General features: G+C 36.5%; 19 protein-coding genes. 2 read left to right on the forward strand and 17 right to left on the reverse strand.

The annotated features are described in order from the left end of the window. Positions 1–73: 73 nt before the first annotated feature. On the forward strand, positions 74–886 hold the full coding sequence (locus EVJ48_08470; GenBank protein RZV37615.1) for a biotin--[acetyl-CoA-carboxylase] ligase: 813 nt from the start codon (positions 74–76) through the stop codon (positions 884–886). A gap of 10 nt (positions 887–896) precedes the next feature. Beyond that, positions 897–1,682, forward strand: a complete 786-nt coding sequence (locus EVJ48_08475) for a type III pantothenate kinase (GenBank protein ID RZV37616.1) — start codon at positions 897–899, stop codon at positions 1,680–1,682. Between the two features lies 1 nt (position 1,683). On the opposite strand, the gene EVJ48_08480 is transcribed toward EVJ48_08475, so the two are convergent. The 17 genes from EVJ48_08480 to radA form a co-directional block, all read right to left on the reverse strand. Continuing rightward, positions 1,684–2,934 (reverse strand): adenosylhomocysteinase, encoded by a 1,251-nt coding sequence (locus tag EVJ48_08480; GenBank protein ID RZV37617.1) that lies wholly within the window; start codon positions 2,932–2,934, stop codon positions 1,684–1,686. Between the two features lie 25 nt (positions 2,935–2,959). Next, on the reverse strand, positions 2,960–4,153 hold the full coding sequence (locus EVJ48_08485; protein RZV37618.1) for a methionine adenosyltransferase: 1,194 nt from the start codon (positions 4,151–4,153) through the stop codon (positions 2,960–2,962). 130 nt (positions 4,154–4,283) lie between these two features. Further along, positions 4,284–5,186 (reverse strand): RNase adapter RapZ, encoded by a 903-nt coding sequence (rapZ, locus tag EVJ48_08490; protein ID RZV37619.1) that lies wholly within the window; start codon positions 5,184–5,186, stop codon positions 4,284–4,286. A 62-nt stretch (positions 5,187–5,248) separates the two neighbouring features. Continuing rightward, positions 5,249–5,779: a ribosome-associated translation inhibitor RaiA gene (gene raiA / locus EVJ48_08495; GenBank protein ID RZV37620.1), complete on the reverse strand. Its 531-nt coding sequence runs from the start codon at positions 5,777–5,779 to the stop codon at positions 5,249–5,251. Positions 5,780–5,812: 33 nt separating this feature from the next. Beyond that, positions 5,813–7,291 (reverse strand): RNA polymerase sigma-54 factor, encoded by a 1,479-nt coding sequence (gene rpoN / locus EVJ48_08500; GenBank protein ID RZV37621.1) that lies wholly within the window; start codon positions 7,289–7,291, stop codon positions 5,813–5,815. A 160-nt stretch (positions 7,292–7,451) separates the two neighbouring features. Further along, positions 7,452–8,174, reverse strand: coding sequence for an LPS export ABC transporter ATP-binding protein (lptB, locus tag EVJ48_08505; GenBank protein ID RZV37622.1), 723 nt, complete (start codon positions 8,172–8,174; stop codon positions 7,452–7,454). Beyond that, entirely contained in the window at positions 8,171–8,722 is a 552-nt protein-coding gene (locus tag EVJ48_08510; GenBank protein ID RZV37623.1) for a hypothetical protein, read from the reverse strand. The genes lptB and EVJ48_08510 overlap by 4 nt, the downstream gene beginning before the upstream one ends. Next, a complete protein-coding gene (gene lptC / locus EVJ48_08515; GenBank protein RZV37624.1) occupies positions 8,719–9,306 on the reverse strand; it encodes an LPS export ABC transporter periplasmic protein LptC in 588 nt (195 codons plus the stop codon). Before lptC ends, EVJ48_08510 begins: the two co-directional genes overlap by 4 nt. 9 nt (positions 9,307–9,315) lie before the next feature. Beyond that, positions 9,316–9,831: an HAD-IIIA family hydrolase gene (locus EVJ48_08520; GenBank protein ID RZV37625.1), complete on the reverse strand. Its 516-nt coding sequence runs from the start codon at positions 9,829–9,831 to the stop codon at positions 9,316–9,318. After that, positions 9,828–10,802 (reverse strand): KpsF/GutQ family sugar-phosphate isomerase, encoded by a 975-nt coding sequence (locus tag EVJ48_08525; GenBank protein ID RZV37626.1) that lies wholly within the window; start codon positions 10,800–10,802, stop codon positions 9,828–9,830. Before EVJ48_08525 ends, EVJ48_08520 begins: the two co-directional genes overlap by 4 nt. 4 nt (positions 10,803–10,806) lie before the next feature. Continuing rightward, positions 10,807–11,649 (reverse strand): 3-deoxy-8-phosphooctulonate synthase, encoded by an 843-nt coding sequence (locus EVJ48_08530; GenBank protein RZV37627.1) that lies wholly within the window; start codon positions 11,647–11,649, stop codon positions 10,807–10,809. 51 nt (positions 11,650–11,700) lie between these two features. Further along, a complete protein-coding gene (locus tag EVJ48_08535; GenBank protein ID RZV37628.1) occupies positions 11,701–13,485 on the reverse strand; it encodes a CTP synthase in 1,785 nt (594 codons plus the stop codon). Further along, the gene (locus EVJ48_08540) at positions 13,478–14,323 is read right to left on the reverse strand and encodes a 4-hydroxy-tetrahydrodipicolinate reductase (GenBank protein RZV37629.1); all 846 of its coding nucleotides are present in this window, start codon (positions 14,321–14,323) and stop codon (positions 13,478–13,480) included. The genes EVJ48_08535 and EVJ48_08540 overlap by 8 nt, the downstream gene beginning before the upstream one ends. Further along, positions 14,323–15,198 carry a 4-hydroxy-tetrahydrodipicolinate synthase gene (locus EVJ48_08545; GenBank protein ID RZV37630.1) on the reverse strand — a complete coding sequence of 292 codons (876 nt, stop codon included), beginning with the start codon at positions 15,196–15,198 and terminating at the stop codon, positions 14,323–14,325. Before EVJ48_08545 ends, EVJ48_08540 begins: the two co-directional genes overlap by 1 nt. A 90-nt stretch (positions 15,199–15,288) precedes the next feature. Continuing rightward, complete coding sequence (lysA, locus tag EVJ48_08550; protein ID RZV37631.1) at positions 15,289–16,545, reverse strand: diaminopimelate decarboxylase; 1,257 nt, start codon at positions 16,543–16,545, stop codon at positions 15,289–15,291. Positions 16,546–16,548: 3 nt separating this feature from the next. Next, the gene (locus tag EVJ48_08555) at positions 16,549–17,517 is read right to left on the reverse strand and encodes a polyprenyl synthetase family protein (GenBank protein ID RZV37632.1); all 969 of its coding nucleotides are present in this window, start codon (positions 17,515–17,517) and stop codon (positions 16,549–16,551) included. 67 nt (positions 17,518–17,584) lie between these two features. Then, the gene (gene radA, locus EVJ48_08560) at positions 17,585–18,943 is read right to left on the reverse strand and encodes a DNA repair protein RadA (GenBank protein RZV37633.1); all 1,359 of its coding nucleotides are present in this window, start codon (positions 18,941–18,943) and stop codon (positions 17,585–17,587) included. Positions 18,944–19,064 lie beyond the last annotated feature (121 nt).

Below are 19,064 nucleotides of genomic sequence, written 5' to 3' on the forward strand. Positions count from 1 at the left end.
GGACAGAATTCAATTCTGTCCCTATAACAAATTTGCATAAAATAGAAATTTTATTTTAAACAAGGGGTTTTTAATGGAAGAAATAAATTATATCGATATTTTTGAAATCAAAAAAAAATTAAAAAGTTCTTTTATAGGCAAAAATTTATATTATGAACAAAAGGTTGATTCTACTAATACTTTAGCAAGAGATCTTGCTTCTAAAGGCGTAAAAAACGGAAGCGTGGTAATAGCGGATTATCAAGAAAAAGGCAGAGGCAGAAACGGAAAATTTTGGACGTCTCCCTGTGCCTGTAATATATACATGTCTATAATATTAAAACCTAAGATAACTCCGGAAAATGCCCAGGGCATGACGATATTGGCAGCGGTATCGGCCGCCGACGCGATTACTGAAACCGCTTCTTTAAACCCTCAGATTAAATGGCCTAATGATTTACTTATAAATTCAAAAAAAGTATGCGGTATTTTAACAGAAATGGCTACTCAAAATATGACTATAGAATATATAATAGTAGGAATTGGAATGAACGTTAATATTGCGGAAAACGATATCGACGACAATATTAAAGATATCGCTACATCTCTTTTGATAGAATCAAAAAAAATTAACGGAACAAACGTCCTCATCGATAGAAATACTCTTATAGCTTCTATACTTAACAAGTTCGATAAATATTATGAAATGTTTTTATCGACCGGACTCTCTTCTATTTTAACAAGCTATCAAAAATATTTCGGCATGATGGGGAAAACGGTAGAAATAAACGTTAAAGATAAAAAAATATCCGGACAGGTCGTTGGAATTGATTCTAAGGGAGCTCTTCTGCTAAAAACCGGAGAAAACGAATTAGAAAAAGTAGTATCGGGCGAAATATATATATAATTTTTATTTTATGATATTATCTTGCGATATAGGCAACTCATCGTCATCATTCGGCATATTTGAAGATGCGAAATATAATCCTACAGAAACCTTCAGAATAGACACGAAAAAAATTTCTACGGAGCAGGATTTAAAAAAGTTTTTGTCGAAAAATACCTCCGTAAAAAATTTGTCTGGAATATGCATTTCATCGGTAGTGCCTTCTGCAAACCCTATTTACGAGAATTTTTTTAACAAAATAAAGTTAAAGCCTTTTTTTATCTTGCCCGAAATAAAGTTAAATATAACTCTTTGCATTGAAAACTTTGCTAAACTGGGTTCGGACAGGATAGCAAACTCTTGCTGGTCTCATTTTTATAATCAAAATTCACCGGAGAAAAAATTCCAGATAATAATAGATATCGGGACTGCCGTAACCATAGATTCGTTAAATAAAAGCGGGGATTTCTTAGGCGGCATCATATATCCAGGCATAAATTCTCTTGCAAATTGCCTATATGAATCTACGGAAAAACTGCCCTTAATTAAAATAAATAAACCTAAAAATTTAATCGGCACAAATACCGAATCTGCAATCCAATCCGGTATTTATAACGGAATCTTATATTTAATAAAAGGGTTCGTAAGCGATATATGTGATTTTTACGGCGTTTGCGGCAATAAAAATATCCGGCTTATCTTTACCGGCGGACAATCTTCGTTGATTTTTAACGACTTAAATATCGATGCCGAAAATATAATCGATGAATTTTGTACGCTTAAAGGAATAAAATATCTATACGATATAAATAAATAACTTATGTTCCTTCCTGCCATGATTTAAGATATTTTATCTGCTCTTTCGTCAGTTTATCAATCTCTATATCCATAGACTTAAGTTTTAAAGAGGCTATTCTTTCGTCGATTTCCTTAGGAACATCGTAAACGCCAGGAAGCATTGTTTTTCCAAGAACCGCAAATTCCGCGGAGAGAGCCTGCACTGAAAAACTCATATCCATAACGCTTGCCGGATGTCCATGTGCGCTTGCAAGATTAATGAGCCTTCCTTCAGCAAGTAAATATATTCTTTTGCCGTTTTTCAGCGTATATTCTTCGACAAAATCTTTTGCCGTTTTTACCGATTTGGCTATTTTCTTTAATCCCTTAATATTTATTTCTACGTCGAAATGACCTGAGTTGCATACTATAGCGCCGTCTTTCATGTTTTGAAAATGCTCGACGTCTATAACGTTTATATCGCCGGTAACGGTGCAAAATATATCGCCCACTTTTGCCGCTTCGGTTCCTTTCATTACTCTAAAACCGTCCATTACGGCTTCAAGCGCTTTAACCGGATCTACTTCCGTTACTATTACGTTAGAACCTATTCCTCTGGCTCTAAGCGCAAGCCCCTTGCCGCACCAGCCATAACCCAAAACTACAAAGTTTTTACCCGCAAGCAGTTTATCCGTCGCCCTGATTATTCCGTCTATGGTCGACTGTCCGGTGCCGTATCTGTTGTCGAAAAGATGTTTTGCATCCGCATCGTTTACGGCAATAACCGGTATTTTAAGCTCTCCTGCTTCCTGCATAGAACGCAGTCTGATTACGCCTGTAGTAGTTTCTTCCATAGAGGCTTTTATGTTTTTTATCAGTTTTTTATGCTTTTTATGTATTACAGATATTAAGTCTGCTCCGTCGTCTAACGTTACGTTAGGTTCTTTGCTAAGAACGCTTTCTATATGACTGTAATAAGTGTCGGAATCTTCCCCTTTTATAGCATAAACGTCTATTCCGAAATCTTTTGTAAGAGAAGCGGCTACATCGTCCTGCGTCGAAAGAGGGTTTGATGCGCAAAGATATATTTCGGCGCCGCCTTCTTTCAAAGTTCTGGCAAGATTTGCGGTTTCCGCCGTTACATGCAGACAGAGCCCCATTTTTAAACCCTTAAAAGGTTTATTGTCAACAAACTGTTCTTTTATTAAACCTAGAACGGGCATATCCTGTTCTGCCCATAAAATTCTCTCTTTACCTTCTTTTGCAAGTTTAATATCTTTTATATCCGACATCCAGCCTCCATTATTATATTAAATTTTATACATGTTCTTTGACTTTGCTTAAATTAGCCGATACTTCTTTGATTTCCTCAATTTTAAGAAGTTTTTCCCAGACGAAATCTTCGTCGAATCTGCCAAAATGACCATAATTAGATGTTTTAGAGTAAATAGGCCTTAAAAGATCTAATGTTTTAACTATATTATATGGTTTTAAGCTGAAAACTTCCAATACGGCATCGGAAATCGCTTCATCGGGATAGATCCCCGTTCCGAAAGTATTTGCCATAACCGAAACCGGCTCGGCGATTCCTATAGCATAAGCTATTTGAACTTCGCATTTTTTTGCTATACCGCTTCCGACTATATTTTTGGCTATATATCTTGCCATGTACGAACCGCTTCTGTCGACTTTAGAAGGGTCTTTTCCTGAAAAAGCACCTCCGCCGTGTCTACCCATCCCTCCGTACGTATCGACTATTATCTTTCTTCCGGTTAAACCTGTATCTCCGTTTGGCCCGCCTATTACGAAACGACCTGTAGGATTAATAAAAAACTTCGTATCTTTATCCATAAGGTCGGCAGGTATCGTTTTATCTATAACCTCTGCGATAACGGCATCTTTAAGTTTTTCTTGAGATACGGATTCTGTATGCTGAGTAGAAAGAACTATCGAGGTGATTTTTTCAGGCTCTCCGTTAACGTATCTGACGGAAACCTGCGATTTGCCGTCCGGCCTTATGAAATCGAGAACTCCGGATTTTCTAACTTCGGCAAGTCTTTTGGTTAATTTATGTGCATAATAAATAGGCGCAGGCATAAAATCTTCCGTCTCGGAAGTTGCGTATCCGAACATCAAACCCTGATCGCCGGCACCCTGATCTTCGTCTTTTTCACGCACCACGCCCATTCTGATGTCCGAAGACTGCTTTCCTACTGCGGCTATTATTCCACAGCTTTTATAATCGAAACCTATGGATGAATCGTCGTACCCTATTTCTTTTATAACTTTTCTTATTATATCCTGATAATTTACCGTTCCGTTTGACGTAACTTCGCCGGCAATAGCCACAAGACCGGTGGTTACCATTGTTTCTAAAGCAACTTTAGAATGTTTGTCCTGCCCTATAAAGGCATCTAAAATAGAGTCTGATATTTTATCGCAAATTTTATCGGGATGACCTTCCGTTACGGATTCCGAAGTAAAAATAAAACTTGATTTTTTATTTTTCATAATAAACCACCTTTAATTTAATGTTTAAAAAATATACTAAAAAAATTCACCTATATATTATATAACTATATGATAATATCATATAATAAATATATCATAAAATCAATAAATTTTGCGGTTTTTTTTCGATTTATTTCCTTTGAACGTCTCTATGATAAAAAGTAATTCCGTAATCTTCATTAATGCCTGCAAGCCTTTTTTTTAATTCTTCGACTATAAACACCGACCTGTGAACGCCGCCGGTACATCCAATAGCTGCGGTAAAATAAGATTTATTTTCTTTTTTATAAAGAGGAAGCGTAAAAGTTAAAAAATCCGATATGCGGGTTATAAATTCATCGCTCTCTTTAAACGACAGCATATATTCGGCTATTTCCGAATCGAAACCGGTAAGATTTTTAAGTTGCGGCATAAAATAAGGGTTAGGAAGAAACCGCGCGTCAAAAAGCGTATCGGCGGAAAGCGGAATGCCGTATTTAAAACCGAAGGAGATTATTTTAACCGAAAATTGAGCTGAAGATAAAAGACCGTCCAGATGGGCAGATAAGATGCCCTCTAAATCGTGTATTTTAATATCGGATGTGTCTATTACCGCATCTGCATTGCCCTTTGCATTATTAAGAAGTTTGCGTTCTTTTTTGACCGCCGTAGTTATATCGCCTTCCGAGAGAGGATGTTTTCTTCTTGTTTCGGAATATCTCCTTATTACTACGTCGTCTCTTGCGTCTAAAAAAATAAATTTAAAAAAACATGCCCGCTTTTTTAAAAATTTGATATAGTCTTCAAACTCTTTTAAAAAACTTTTTTCCCTGATATCTATAACAAAAAGTATGTTTTTAAGGCGGGCGGCCAACCCTAATTCAAAAAATTTCGGCAGCAAAATCATCGGCATATTATCTACGCAAAAAAAACCTCTATCTTCAAGAATTTTTAACGCCGAAGACTTTCCCGAACCGGAAATACCGCTTATTATCAGTATATTTGGTTTTTCGGTATTTTCGGATTTTGATTGATAAATAGACACGTCAATTATATTTAATTTATACGTTTAAATTTAATTTCCGTTACCGTTGCATATGTAAATCGCTTTATTGATTAAAATTCAGGGGTTATCATAGAAATTTCGCCGTCATCGCCGCGATAAATGAAAGATACTTTGGATGATTCTTTATCTTTGAAAATTATAAAATCTTTGTTTCTTTTTTCTAATTTATGCAAGGCTTCTTTAACGCTTAACGGCTGTCTTTCATAATCGTCTTTTATTGCAATATCTAAAGACGAATCGTCGTCTGTTTCGGAAAATAAGTCCGCTCCTTCTTCTACGTGCTCTTTTCTTCTCATCTTCTCCTTATGCTTTTTAATCTGCGACTCGACTTTTTCCAGCAAAAGGTCTATGGCGCTGTATATGTCTGCCGATTTTTCTTCCGCATTTACGGTAAGGTTTTTTGCCGTTAATTTAATCTGCGCAACGCCGGATTCTTTATGGTCGACACGTTCGATACTAAGAGTAATATGCACATCCATAATATTGTTTAAATACTTTTCTAATTTTGGGAATTTTGATTCGGCATACTGCCTTATAGCATCGCTGGAATCGATATGCTTAAACGTAACTGCAATGTTCATCTTTTTGGTCTCCTTTTTGTTAATGTGTATTGTTTATAATAAAATATTTTTATGCCTTATACTTGAAGGCGGTATATTCATAATATCCCTATATTTTGCAATCGTCCTTCTTGCTATATTAATACCCTGTTTCTTTAAAATATCAACGATTTCCGCATCTTTATAAACTTTGCCGATAAAATGTTCTGAATCTATAATAGATTTGATTCTCGCCATAACGTTACCGGATGAAGATTCGCCGTATGAAGCTCCGGTAAAAAAATTTTTAAGCTCGAATACTCCCATGTGGGTGCTTAAATATTTATTCGCGGTAGCTCTGGAAACGGTAGATTCATGAATATTAAGCTCTTCGGATATATCTTTTAGAATCAAAGGTTTCAGGTTGCCGCCGCATTTATCGAAATAATCGTACTGTTTATCGACTATTTTCTGTGCAATATTTAAAATAGTTTCTTTTCTCGTATTAATGCTTTTCATTAACCACATAGCCGATTTAAATCTTTCTTCGGCATAATTTTTAATATCGGGCGATACCGCTATTTCACCGCTGATAACCTTTTTATAATAAGAATTGATTTTTATCTCCGGAATAGAATCGTCCTGCATATATACCACGTAACGATCATTCTCTTTTTTTAGGAAAAGATCCGGAACAATGTAACGAGGTGCTTCTTTGCTGAAATTAGCCGCCGGGTTCGGATTTAATTTTTTTAAATTTTCTATAGAAAGCAAAACTTTTTCTAAACTTGTTTTTGTTTCTTTGCATATTTTTTGATAATTTTTAGCGGCTACTTCTTTTAAGTACTTATTTATTAATTCTTTTAGCAGAGCATCGCCCTTGAAATAAAAATCCGCTTGAATAGCCAGACTTGATATTACGTTATCGGCGGCTAATCCTACAGGTTCTAATATATTAATTTTATAAAGCGTATTCGGTACAAAAGTAGCGTTTATATCGTGTGAAATATTTTTTTTTACAAAATATTCAAGGTCTTTTATTGAAACCGCAAGAAATCCTTTAGAGTCTAAATTGCCGGCAATGTATTCGGCAAGCATAATTTCATCGTCCGAAAAATTACCGGTTCTGACTTGCTCCATTACATGTTCGTAAAGCGTTTCACCTCTATAAAAACTGCTCTCTAATTTATATTCTAAATAATTATTGTCTCCTGCGCCTAAAATACCGTCGTTTTTAGATAAATCTACAAGCTGTTCGTTATAGTTCACCAAGTACTGAGCAATTTCATTAAAACCTTGTTCCGATTCGGAATCGGCTTCAACCGGAATATTAGACAGAAGCGCATCTTCAGGTTTATAATTTTCGGCTTCGTCTTCACTTTTCACGCCGGCAGATTCGGCATCAAGAATAGGGTTTTCCAATATTTCTTGTTTAACCATATCTGAAAGTTCGATATTGTTAAGAGCAAGCATCTTGATCGCAAGCTGCAGCTGCGGGGTCATCACCAACTGTTGGGACAGTTTAAGATTTTGCCTCAGTTCCATACCGCTCATAAAAAAACTCCTGAAAAAACAAATTAATAATCGCCGTTAAATCGATGCAGAACTATATATTTCAATTAAGTTATATAGTTCCTTAAATCACCGTTATAGACAATTTTATAGTCTCTAATAGTGATTTAAGGATTATATATTAATTATATAACATTTAAATCTAAATACCCAGATTAAACTTTTCTCCAAGGAAAAATCTTTTAACAATCGAGCTGGAAATAATGTGGGAAGGGGAACCTTTTTCTATTATTTTTCCGTCATTTATTATATATGCGCTGTTGCATATCCTTAAAGCTTCCCTTACGTTATGGTCGGTTATTAAAATACCTATTGAATCTTTCTTTAAACCGATAAGAATATCCTGCATATCCTCTACGGCGATAGGATCTATGCCTGAAAAAGGTTCGTCTAAAAGTATAAACTTTGGAGAAAGTATAAGCGATCTGGCTACTTCTACCCTTCTTCTTTCTCCTCCGGATAAGCTCATTACAAAAGATTTTCTTACTTTCTCGAGTCCGAATTTTTCTATCAATTCGTTAAGCCTCTGATTTTTTTCTTTTTCGGATATTTTTAAAAGTTCAAAAATAGCCGTAAGATTCTGTTCCGCCGTAAGTTTCCTGAATACCGAAGTCTCTTGAGGCAAATAACCTATGCCTAATCTTGCGCGTTTATACATAGGCAGTTTAGTAATGTCGACGTCGTCCAAAAATATGGAACCGCCGTCCGGCCTAAGCATGCCTGATATCATATTAAAAGTAGTCGTCTTACCGGCTCCGTTGGGGCCTAAAAGACCGGTTATCTCTCCAGGCCTAATTTCAAGACAAACTTCATTTACTACCGTCCTTTTTTTAAATTTTTTAATTAAATTTACGGCTTTTATCATCTTTGTTTCTTTGTTTTTACGTTATTTTTTTTTACGCTGATTGACTTTTTTGAATAAACTACGGCATTAACGCGTTTTGGTCCGCCGATAACGGTAGAAATACCTGTTTTAAAATTAATTATTATTTTCTTTCCGGCTATTCTGTTTTTCGCCTCGTATGCCACTGGATTTTCCGTTATTACCGCAATTTTCCTTTTATCGTAATAAACTGCCCTCCCTCCGGTAATATTGTCTTTGCCTTTTATAATATGCACGTTTCCCGTAGCGATAAGTATTTTAATTTTATTTTTTTTAGTATATATAATTTTAAGTACAGACGACAGTATCTTCAGTTTGCCCTTAAGAGCCACCACGTGCCCCTTAAATACTGCAATATGCGTTTTATTGTTTACCGTTAAAGAATCGGACTTTATATCGGTTTTATTATGCGTTTTATTCGCATTGTTTAAATTATTGCGAGTTGAAGCGCCGAGCGATAAATTATTTTGAAACAGTAAAAATATCGGCAAAAAAATAAAAACGATAAAAAAATAAAATTTGATTTTCATTTAGACGACCTTCTCATATTAGCGTTATTAGATAAAAAATGAACGTCTTTCCGTAAAACAAATAATTTCTTTTTTACGTAATAGATAAATCCTTCTCCTGAAATAAAATAATTCTTGCTTTTAATTTTCATGCCGCCCGGAGCCGCTATTTCGTCTTTTTTAGCAAAATAATCTATTATATCAGTTTTAATCAGCATGCCGTTTGAACCATTTATCGAAACGCCGCCTGAAATTATTACGTTTTTAGAAACGGTATTAAGTTTTCCGGTTTTCCCTATTATTATATAAGCCGGTTTTCTATTTTTGCCGTAAATATAAATCTTTACGGCGTTTAATTTTATTATATTTTTCTTTTTAGACTTATAGTTTAAACTTTTAGCGAAAATTTCATAAGCAAGAATTCCTTTTTTATAAAATTTATAATCTATTTTTTTAAGGCTTATGTAACCTTTTGATATCTTGAAATTGAAAAGTCCCGTATTGCCGCGAAGATAATGCAGTATAAGAAAAACTGCCAGAATAGCTATAAAGCATAAAGACAGTATAAGCGCAATTATTCTTATAGTTTTCCGGTCTAAGGACATATAATTTAATTACAACGAATTCAAAAATTTTAAAAGCAATCCTTTCTCTTTTAAAATTATATCGCAAACCTCCCGCACCGCACCGCACCCGCCGTTTTTAGAGGTTACAAAGTCGGCGCAATCCTTTATGTATTCCGGCGCATTAGGAACCGTGGCAGAAATTGCGGCTAATTTTAAAAGTTCTATATCGACAATATCGTCCCCCATGTAGAATAAATTTTTAACGTCTATTTTAAACTCTTCTAATAACGGTTTCAGCGCTTTATATTTATCCTTGCATCCCTCTATATAAAAATCTACTCCGAGTTCCTTGGCTCTTAAAGAAGCTGCATGACTTGTTCTTGCGGAAATCATACCGACTTTTAATCCGGATTTTTTGGCTAATTTCATGCCTGCCCCGTCATGGGCAAAAAAAGTTTTTGTTTCAACCCCGTTTTCGGATAAATATATTTTTCCGTCCGTCAAAACTCCGTCAACGTCGAAAACTAAAATTTCTATATCGGAAAAATTTAATTTTTTAGTCATATTATTCCTGCTTTTATTATATCGTGAATATGAATAACTCCGATAGGATTTTTATAGCCTTCCGATTCTACCACGAAAAGCGAAGTAATTTTCGATTCCTCCATTTTTTGCAGAGCGTTAACGGCAAGAGCATTCTTCAGTATAGTTTTAGGATTTTTAGTCATTATGTTTTTTACCGGTTCGTTTATTATATCAATCGGAGAAAGCATTGCCCTCCTCAAATCTCCGTCGACTATTATGCCGCATAGAATATTATTCTCGTCTATAACTCCGGTAAGCCCTAATCTTTTAGAATTCATTTCTAAAATAGCGTCCTTTAATAAAACCGTATCCCGGACCAAAGGTATTTCTTCGCCATTATGCATTAACTCGGCCACTTTTATAAATTTTTTGCCTATAGAACCTCCCGGATGAAGTTTTGCAAAATCTTCTTCTAAAAAATTCCGCTCCTTTAAAAGCGCAACCGCAAGAGCGTCGCCGATTGCAAGCTGAGCCGTCGTGCTCGCGGTAGGAGCTATATTATAAGGACACGCTTCTTGGGCTACGGATACGTCGAAAAAATAATCCGATAATTCAAATAAACGCGAATGTTTATTGCCTGAAAATCCAATAATTTTAGCGCCTATAAGCTTTATTGCCGGCAGTATCGAAGCTATTTCTTTGGTATTTCCGCTGTTAGACAGAACTATTACCGCATCGTTTTTAGAAATAACTCCGAGATCTCCATGTGAAGCTTCCGCCGGATGCATAAAAAAAGATGGAGTACCGGTACTTGCAAGGGTAGAAGATATTTTTCTGGCTATAATACCCGATTTCCCCATTCCGGTTAAAATAACTTTGCCTTTAATCCCTATAAGGCAATGCACCATTTTTTCAAAATTATCGTCAAGCCTGTTTATAAGGGCAGACACCGAATCGGCTTCTATTCTTAACACATTTTCTGCCGTTTTTAATATATTATGCTGCGTCATTTTTTTATATTTTACTATATTTAGATATTTCCAGAATATTTTTTAAATTATCCTTAAATGAGCTCAAATAAACGGAATTTGCGGAATCGCTTAAAGCTCTCGGCGGATCGGTGTGGACTTCAAAAAACAAACCGTCGACTCCTGCCGCTGCTGCCGCCCTTGCAAGCGGCATAACGTATTCCCTGTTTCCAGAAGAAACTGAGCCCCCTCCCCCAGGCAGTTGGACGCTGTGCGTAGCATCGAAAACTACGAGTGCTCCGGTTTCTTTCATTACGGGAATAGACCTGAAATCTACGACAAGATTATTATAGCCGAAACTTACCCCTCTTTCGGTCAAAATCACCTTATAATTTTCTACCGACGCAATTTTTTCTACTATAAATTTCGTATCCCATGGCGCCATAAACTGACCTTTCTTAACGTTAATTACTTTTCCTGTTTTTGCCGCTTCTAAAATAATATCGGTTTGACGGCACAAAAAAGCAGGTATCTGTATAACGTCGAGAACGCCGCCCGCAATTTCGGCCTCTTTTGCGCTATGAACGTCGCTTAATATAGGAACGTCATATTTCGCTTTAATATCGCTTAATATTTTTAAACCTTTATCTATGCCGGGACCCCTGAAAGAATTAACCGACGTTCTGTTTGCTTTATCGTAAGAAGCCTTAAAAATAAGATTAAAATTTAGTTCTCTGGAATATTCCTTCAACGTCGAAACTATATCGTCCATGGCGGCGGCATCCTCTATTACGCAGGGGCCGGCAATTACAAAAGGATAGTCGTTATTAAATTTAAATTTTAATTCCGATGTTAAATCTTCTTTTGTAAAAACATTTATTTTTTTCATATCGTTTAATTTTAATTTATGCGAAAATGCTGGAAAAATTTAAATAATATTTTAAACAGGCGTGTTTTTGCTTTTCCTTTTATTTTTATTTAATTTATCGACTGCTTTCGTCATATTATGTTTAGCTTTAATCTCAACTTTAACCTTAGGCTGAATCGATAATAAATTATTCGAATATTTAACCGCTGCCGCAATAAATTCCCTGAACAGCGGATGGGGATACAGCGGCGAAGATTTGAATTCCGGATGAAACTGGCACCCTATATACCACGGATGGTCTTTAATCTCGCAAATTTCTATAAGTTTATCATCCGGCGACGTCCCTGAAAAAACAAAACCGGAAGTTTTAAATTTTTCTCTGTATTTATTGTTAAATTCAAACCTGTGCCTGTGTCTTTCGCTTATAATAATGTTTCCGTCATGATTCAACTTTACGCAGTTTTTATTGTTAGCCGGATATTTTTTATTGTTTTTATAATAAATTTGATAGGCAAGCGTATTTTTAGATATTACGCATGGATATGCGCCTAATCTCATAGTTCCGCCCATATTGCCGATATCCTTCTGGTCGTCCATTATGCTGATTACCGGATCCGGCGTAATTTCGTCGAACTCGTAGGAATTTGCGTCTTTCAAACCCAACACGTTTTTTGCATATTCTACCGTCATAAGCTGCATTCCGAGGCATATTCCGAAATAAGGAATATTGTTGGTTCTTGCATAATTAATTGCCCTCAACATTCCGCTAATGCCGCGGGAACCAAAACCGCCCGGAACCAGTATGCCCGAACATCCTTCTAATTCTTTAAGGTTATCCTTCCAGTCGTCTCCTTCTAAATCTTCGGAATTGATATATTTTATATTTACGCTAACGTTATTGGCAAGACCGCCGTGAATAAGACTTTCGTTTAAGCTTTTATAAGATTCTTTAAGATTTACGTATTTCCCTACTACGGCTATAGTAACTAAATTTTTAAGCGTTTTTAAAGTATTGGATATATTAGTCCATGCGTTTAAATCCGGAGATTTAGCCCATATATTCAAGTATTCTATTATTTTTGAATCGAGTTTTTCTTCGTGAAGGGAAAGCGGAACGTCGTAAATGCTCTCTTCGTCTTTAGCGGTAATAACCGCATCTGCTTCGACGTTGCAGAAAAGAGCTATTTTTTCCCTTATATCCTGCGGCAAAACTCTGTCCGCCCTGCATATTATAATCGAAGGTTCTATGCCTATAGCCCTCAATTCTTTAACGGAATGCTGGGTCGGCTTTGTTTTAAGCTCGTCTGCCGTTTTTATAAACGGAACTAGCGTTAGATGAATATAAAGAACGTCGTCTTTGCCTTTGTCTAATTTAAACTGTCTTATAGCCTCAAGAAAAGGAAGGCTTTCTATGTCGCCTACCGTTCCGCCTATTTCTATAATCGCAACGTCTTTGCCTTCGGAAGCTTCGATTATTCTTTTTTTTATTTCGTCTGTTATATGCGGAATTACTTGAACGGTTTTGCCGAGATAAGCTCCTTTTCTTTCGTTGCTGATAACGGCATCGTAAACCTGTCCGCTTGTTAAGTTGTTCTTTTTTGTAAGAGAAAGCGACGTAAATCTTTCGTAATGGCCGAGATCAAGGTCGGTTTCGGCTCCGTCGTCGGTAACAAAAACCTCTCCGTGCTGAAAAGGATTCATAGTTCCCGGATCTACGTTTATATATGGGTCAAGCTTCTGCATTGTTATATTAAGCCCCCTTGCTTCAAGAAGAGCTCCTATGGATGAAGCCGCAATGCCTTTCCCAAGACTTGAAACGACGCCGCCCGTTATAAATATATACTTTGTCTTATTCATATTTGTTCAACCCCAAAACGTCTCTCATATCGTAAAATCCTTTGTTTTTATCGCTAAGCCATACAGCCGCTTTAATTGCGCCGCGCGCAAAATTATTTCTGGATACTGCCTTATGCGTAATTTCTATTATTTCTTCGTTTCCGGCAAATATTACCTTGTGTTCTCCTATTATATCTCCGGCTCTTACCGAAAATATGCCTATTTCGTCTTTTTTTCTTTCTCCTACGTCTCCACACCTGCCGTAAACTGCTTTTTCCGCAAGATCAATATGCCTCTGTTTAGCTATCGATTCCGCAAGCATTTTAGCAGTTCCGCTTGGAGCGTCTTTTTTCTTTTTATGGTGCATTTCTATTATTTCACAATCGTAATTTATTCCAAGATATTTTGACGCATCATAAACGATATTCATTAAAATGTTAATTCCTAAGCTCATATTGCCGGACAAAACAATAGGAATACGTTTTCCGTAATCTTCTACCGTTTTTAAATCGTTTTCCGAAAATCCGGTAGAACCGATAACGATAGGAACATTATAAAGCGCCGCCTCTTCCGCATGTATCAATGATGCGCTTTTAGACGTGAAATCTATAACGACTTTTTTCTTAATTGCGGCGGTTAAATGAAGAGCTTCTTTTAAAGTTAAAAATTTTCCTGCCGAAACTTTATTGATTTCTAATTCGGTTAAATCTTTAAGAGGCGAAACTGTTGTTTCATCTTCGGCATAATTTGAATCTATGCCGCCTATAAATAATAAATCCGGATAATCGGAAAGAACGGAGGTTATAGCATTCCCCATTCTCCCTTTGCTCCCGCAAACTAATATACCCTTTTTTTCCATTATTGCAGTATCCCGTATTCTTTTAAGGCTGTTTTTATTTTATCTATACTGCCGCCGGATGCTTCCGATAAAGGCAGCCTTATTTCATTTTCAATAAATCCCATTATGTTTAAAGCTTTTTTTACCGGTATAGGATTAGTTTCTATAAACATTGCATGAATAAGCGGAAGTAGTTTAAAATTAAGCCTCCTTGCAGACTTAAGGTCTCCTTTTAACGCATAATCCGTCATAAGAGACATATCTTTAGGCACAATGTTTGAAACCGTCGAGATAACGCCGCCGCCGCCTACGGCAATTATCGGAAGGGTAAGCGCATCATCGCCGGATAAAACGCAAAATTTCTCAGGCGCTTTTCTCAAAATAGCCGTTGCCTGCTCCAAAGAACCGCTTGCTTCTTTAATTCCTGTTATATTGTCAATTTCTGCAAGCCTCAATACCGTTTCGGGAAGAATATTGACCGCAGTCCTGGTAGGAACGTTATAAAGAATTACGGGCTTGGAACAATTTGCGGCTATCGTTTTAAAGTGAAGGAAAAGCCCCTCCTGCGTAGGTTTATTATAATAAGGAGTAATTTGCAAATGTCCGTCTATTTTAAACTTTTCTGCAGCTTTTGCAAGATGAACGGCTTCTACCGTATTATTAGAACCGGTTCCGGCTATAACTTTAATTTTGCCTTCAGCCGCTTCGGCAGCAATCCTAATAACGTCTATATGCTCTTCAAACGAAAGCGTAGCCGATTCGCCGGTGCTTCCGCACGCAACAATTCCCGCCGCTCCGTTTTCTATCTGAAATTCTATCAGTTTTCTAAGCGCTTTTTCGTCTATTTTGCCGCCTTTAAAAGGCGTTACTATTGCCGTGAAAACTCCTTTAAACATATTTAAAACTCCTTTTTTATTTATTTGTTAAAAAATATCGCTTCGCTGAGGCTCGCAATGACTAATGGCTATGTGCAAAGCAATATCTGATTATTTTATGTTTTCCGGTATAATTTCTTTATCTATTAAATCCTCATAGGTTTCGCGATTTCTAATTACATAAAAATTATCTTTATCGACGAGTACTTCTGTAGCCCTTGGCCTTGAGTTATAGTTGGAAGACATCGAAAAACCATAAGCGCCTGCGCTGAATACCGCAATTAAATCTCCATCCGAAACCGAATTTAAAACTCTGTCTTTTCCGAAAAAATCGGCGGATTCGCAAATAGGACCTACTATATCTGCTTTAATTTTAGGCCCTTCTTTTTTTATAACCGGCACTATTTCATGATACGCCTCATATAGAGCCGGCCTGATTAAATCGTTCATTCCCCCGTCGGTTATTATAAAGTTTTTACTTCCGGTATCTTTGACGTATGTAACTTTAGCGACAAATATTCCGCCGTTTCCGACTATTAATCTGCCCGGTTCGAAAATAACCTTTCCGTCGTAACTTTTTAATATATTTTTAATAGAATTCATATAAGTGGAAGGATGAGGCGGCATTTCATTTTCGTAAGTTATACCGAGTCCGCCTCCAAGATCCAGATATTTAATATCGAAACCTTTAGCGGTAATTCTGTCGAGAAGTTCCTTTATTATTTCTACGGCATCATTAAACGGGGATATTTCTGTCAACTGCGAACCTATATGGCAGTCAAGCCCTACTACGTCTATATTTTTCAATTCCTTTGCCGTTTCGTACGCCGAAACAGCATGTTTTATGCTTATGCCGAATTTATTTTTCTTAAGGCCGGTAGATATATAAGGATGCGTTTTAGGATCGACGTTCGGGTTTATCCTGAAAGATATTCTTGCTTTCGTATTTAACCTGCCGGCTACTTTATCGATAAGAAAAACTTCGGGCAGTGATTCCACGTTAAACATAAGGATATTAGATTTGATCGCATATTCTATTTCGGCTTCAGTCTTTCCTACCCCGGAATATACAACTTTTCCCGTATCTACTCCAGCTTTAATTGCCCTGAAAAGTTCTCCTCCGGAAACTATATCCGCGCCCCAGCCCATTTTAAATAAAAAATTAAGTATAGCGATGTTTGAATTAGCTTTAACGCTGTAGCATACTAATGAATTTAAAACTCTGGAACTTTCGTCGAAAACGTTAAAATGCCTTCTTAAAGTAGCCAGCGAATATAGATAAAACGGCGTTCCGACGTTGCCGGCAATTTCCTTAACGGGCACGTTTTCGCAATAAAGTTGGTTTTCTTTAAAAATAAAATCGTTCATAAGTTATAATTTCCTGTCTATTATATAATCTGCAATATCTATTAAACTGTTTTTATACTTTGAGTCCGGAAATATATCAAGATTCTTTTTTGCTTTTTTTATCGCATCTTTTGCCTTCGATATAGTATAGTCGATAGAACCGTAACTTTTAACCAACGACAAAACCGTTCTAAGATCCTTGGATGCCAGCCTTTTTTTATAAATTATATTAATGATAACTTCTTTTTCGTCTTGACTTGCCCTTTCTATAGCATGTATCAGCGGAAGCGTGAGTTTCCCTTCTTTTAAATCGTTTCCTATAAATTTACCGAACTCTTTATCCGAAATATAGTCTAACGCATCGTCCATAAGCTGAAAAGCAATTCCTATATTCAAGCCGTAATCGTAAAGTTTTTTTGCACATTTTTCTTCTTTGCCGGCAATTATGGCGCCGACTTCGGAAGCACATGCAAAAAGAACGGCGGTTTTTTTAATAATTATATCTAAATAATCTTTTTCGCCGGTTTTTATATCCGCAGTTTTAACTAATTCTTTTACTTCTCCCTCCGCCATAAGGGTAGTAGCGTCGGAATAAGACTTTATAACTTTTATATTATTAATATCCGACAAGACTTTAAAAGATTTGGCAAATAAATAATCTCCTACAAGAACGGCGGCTTCGTTTCCAAAAATTGTATTCGCGGATGCCTTACCCCTTCTTAATGGAGCATTATCTACGACGTCGTCGTGAAGCAAGGTAGCCGTATGAATAAATTCTATTACGGCCGCAAGCGAAATATGGTCGTTCCCGTCGTAACCGCATAATTTTGAAGCTACGATAAGAAGTATAGGACGTATTCTTTTCCCTCCGCTTGAAATGACATATTCGGCAACCTTATGTATTAAAGGCGTTTCCGTTATAAGATGTTTTTCGAACTGCTCTTCTACTTTTTCTAATTCGTTTTCTATATAATCGAAAGAAATATTTTGCAAAATAGATTCTCTTTTTTATTTTTTAATTAATTATTTTATTAACTGCCTGACGTTTATTTTATTTCAGTTAGACTAAATATTCAATAATTTTTTTTAATTTTGTTAAAGGATGAAGATTTACGGCGGAAATGCCCTTAACGTCTTTTACGTCTTTAACGTTGGATTGAGGAAGCAAAACATCGGAAAAACCCATATTTAACGCCTCTTTTATCCTTGCAGAGGGATTGCCGACGCCCCTGACTTCCCCCGTCAATCCTACCTCCCCAAAGGCTATAAAATTTGGAGGAAGCGGTTTTTCCAAGTAGCTTGAAGTTATCGAAAGAGCTACCGGCAAATCGACGGCAGGCTCTTGAACGTTTATGCCTCCGAATATTTTAACGTAAATTTCTTTTGATGAAAGTTTTATTCCTTCTTTTTTTTCAAGTACGGCGGAAATAATAGAAACTCTGCCGGAATCTATGCCTAGACAAACTCTTTTAGGAACGGGCATATAAGACGGAACTACAAGAGCCTGCACTTCGACCAGCATCGCCCTCGTTCCTTCTAAGCACGGCACTACAACCGAACCCGGCGAATCCGGCTGTCTTTCGGAAGTAAAATAAGCCGACGGATTTTTAACCACTTTTAACCCGTTTTCCGACATTTCATATATTCCTACTTCGTCCGTAGAACCGAACCTGTTTTTATAACATCTTAAAATCCTATATGAATCTCTTTTACTTGAATCAAAATACAGAACCGTATCCACTATATGTTCTAACGTTTTTGGTCCGGCAAACCCCCCTTCTTTAGTAACATGGCATACAAGAAAAACTCCGCAATTTTTTTTCAGACACAGCGACGTAATCTCATGGGCTATTTCCCTCAATCCGTTGACGCTACCATAAGCAGAATCGGACTGAGGAATAGTTATGCGCTGAATCGAATCTATTATTACAAAACCGTAATTTCCGTTTTCTATAGAATATAAAATCTCGTTAATATCGTTAAGCGCTTGAAAAAAAAGGGATTTAGAATCTATTTTTAATCTTTTTGCTCTTAAAATAATCTGGTTTAACAATTCTTCCGTGGAAATATATAAAGTATTAAGCCCGGACAGGGAAATTTTTTCGGCAACTTGAAGCATAAGCGTAGATTTTCCTATTCCGGGTTCTCCGCCTATAAGAATGCTCTGTCCGGCTACCAGCCCCGAACCGACCGATAAATCGAATTCTTTTATTCCTGTTGTTATTCTTGCTACATTTTGGAAATTTTGCCAGTCTAAAACCGTGGCAGGCGAAACAGATGGGGGAGTTTTTTTAAACTTTACAATCTTAGGCTTATTTTCACCCGCTATAACTTCTTCCATAGTATTAAAACTATGGCATTCAGGGCATCTACCTACCCATTTTAAAGAAACGGCGCCGCAGTTTTTGCATTTATACATTATTTATAAGCTATTATTAATATTTTCCTTAGCGCATATTATGTCTAAGATATTTATATTTTCTTAGTAAAAAATTTGCCGATTTATTAATTTTAACTCTTTATGAGATATAAAACAAGGT

This window comes from Candidatus Acidulodesulfobacterium acidiphilum (assembly GCA_008534395.1).
Lineage (GTDB): Bacteria > SZUA-79 > SZUA-79 > Acidulodesulfobacterales > Acidulodesulfobacteraceae > Acidulodesulfobacterium_A > Acidulodesulfobacterium_A acidiphilum.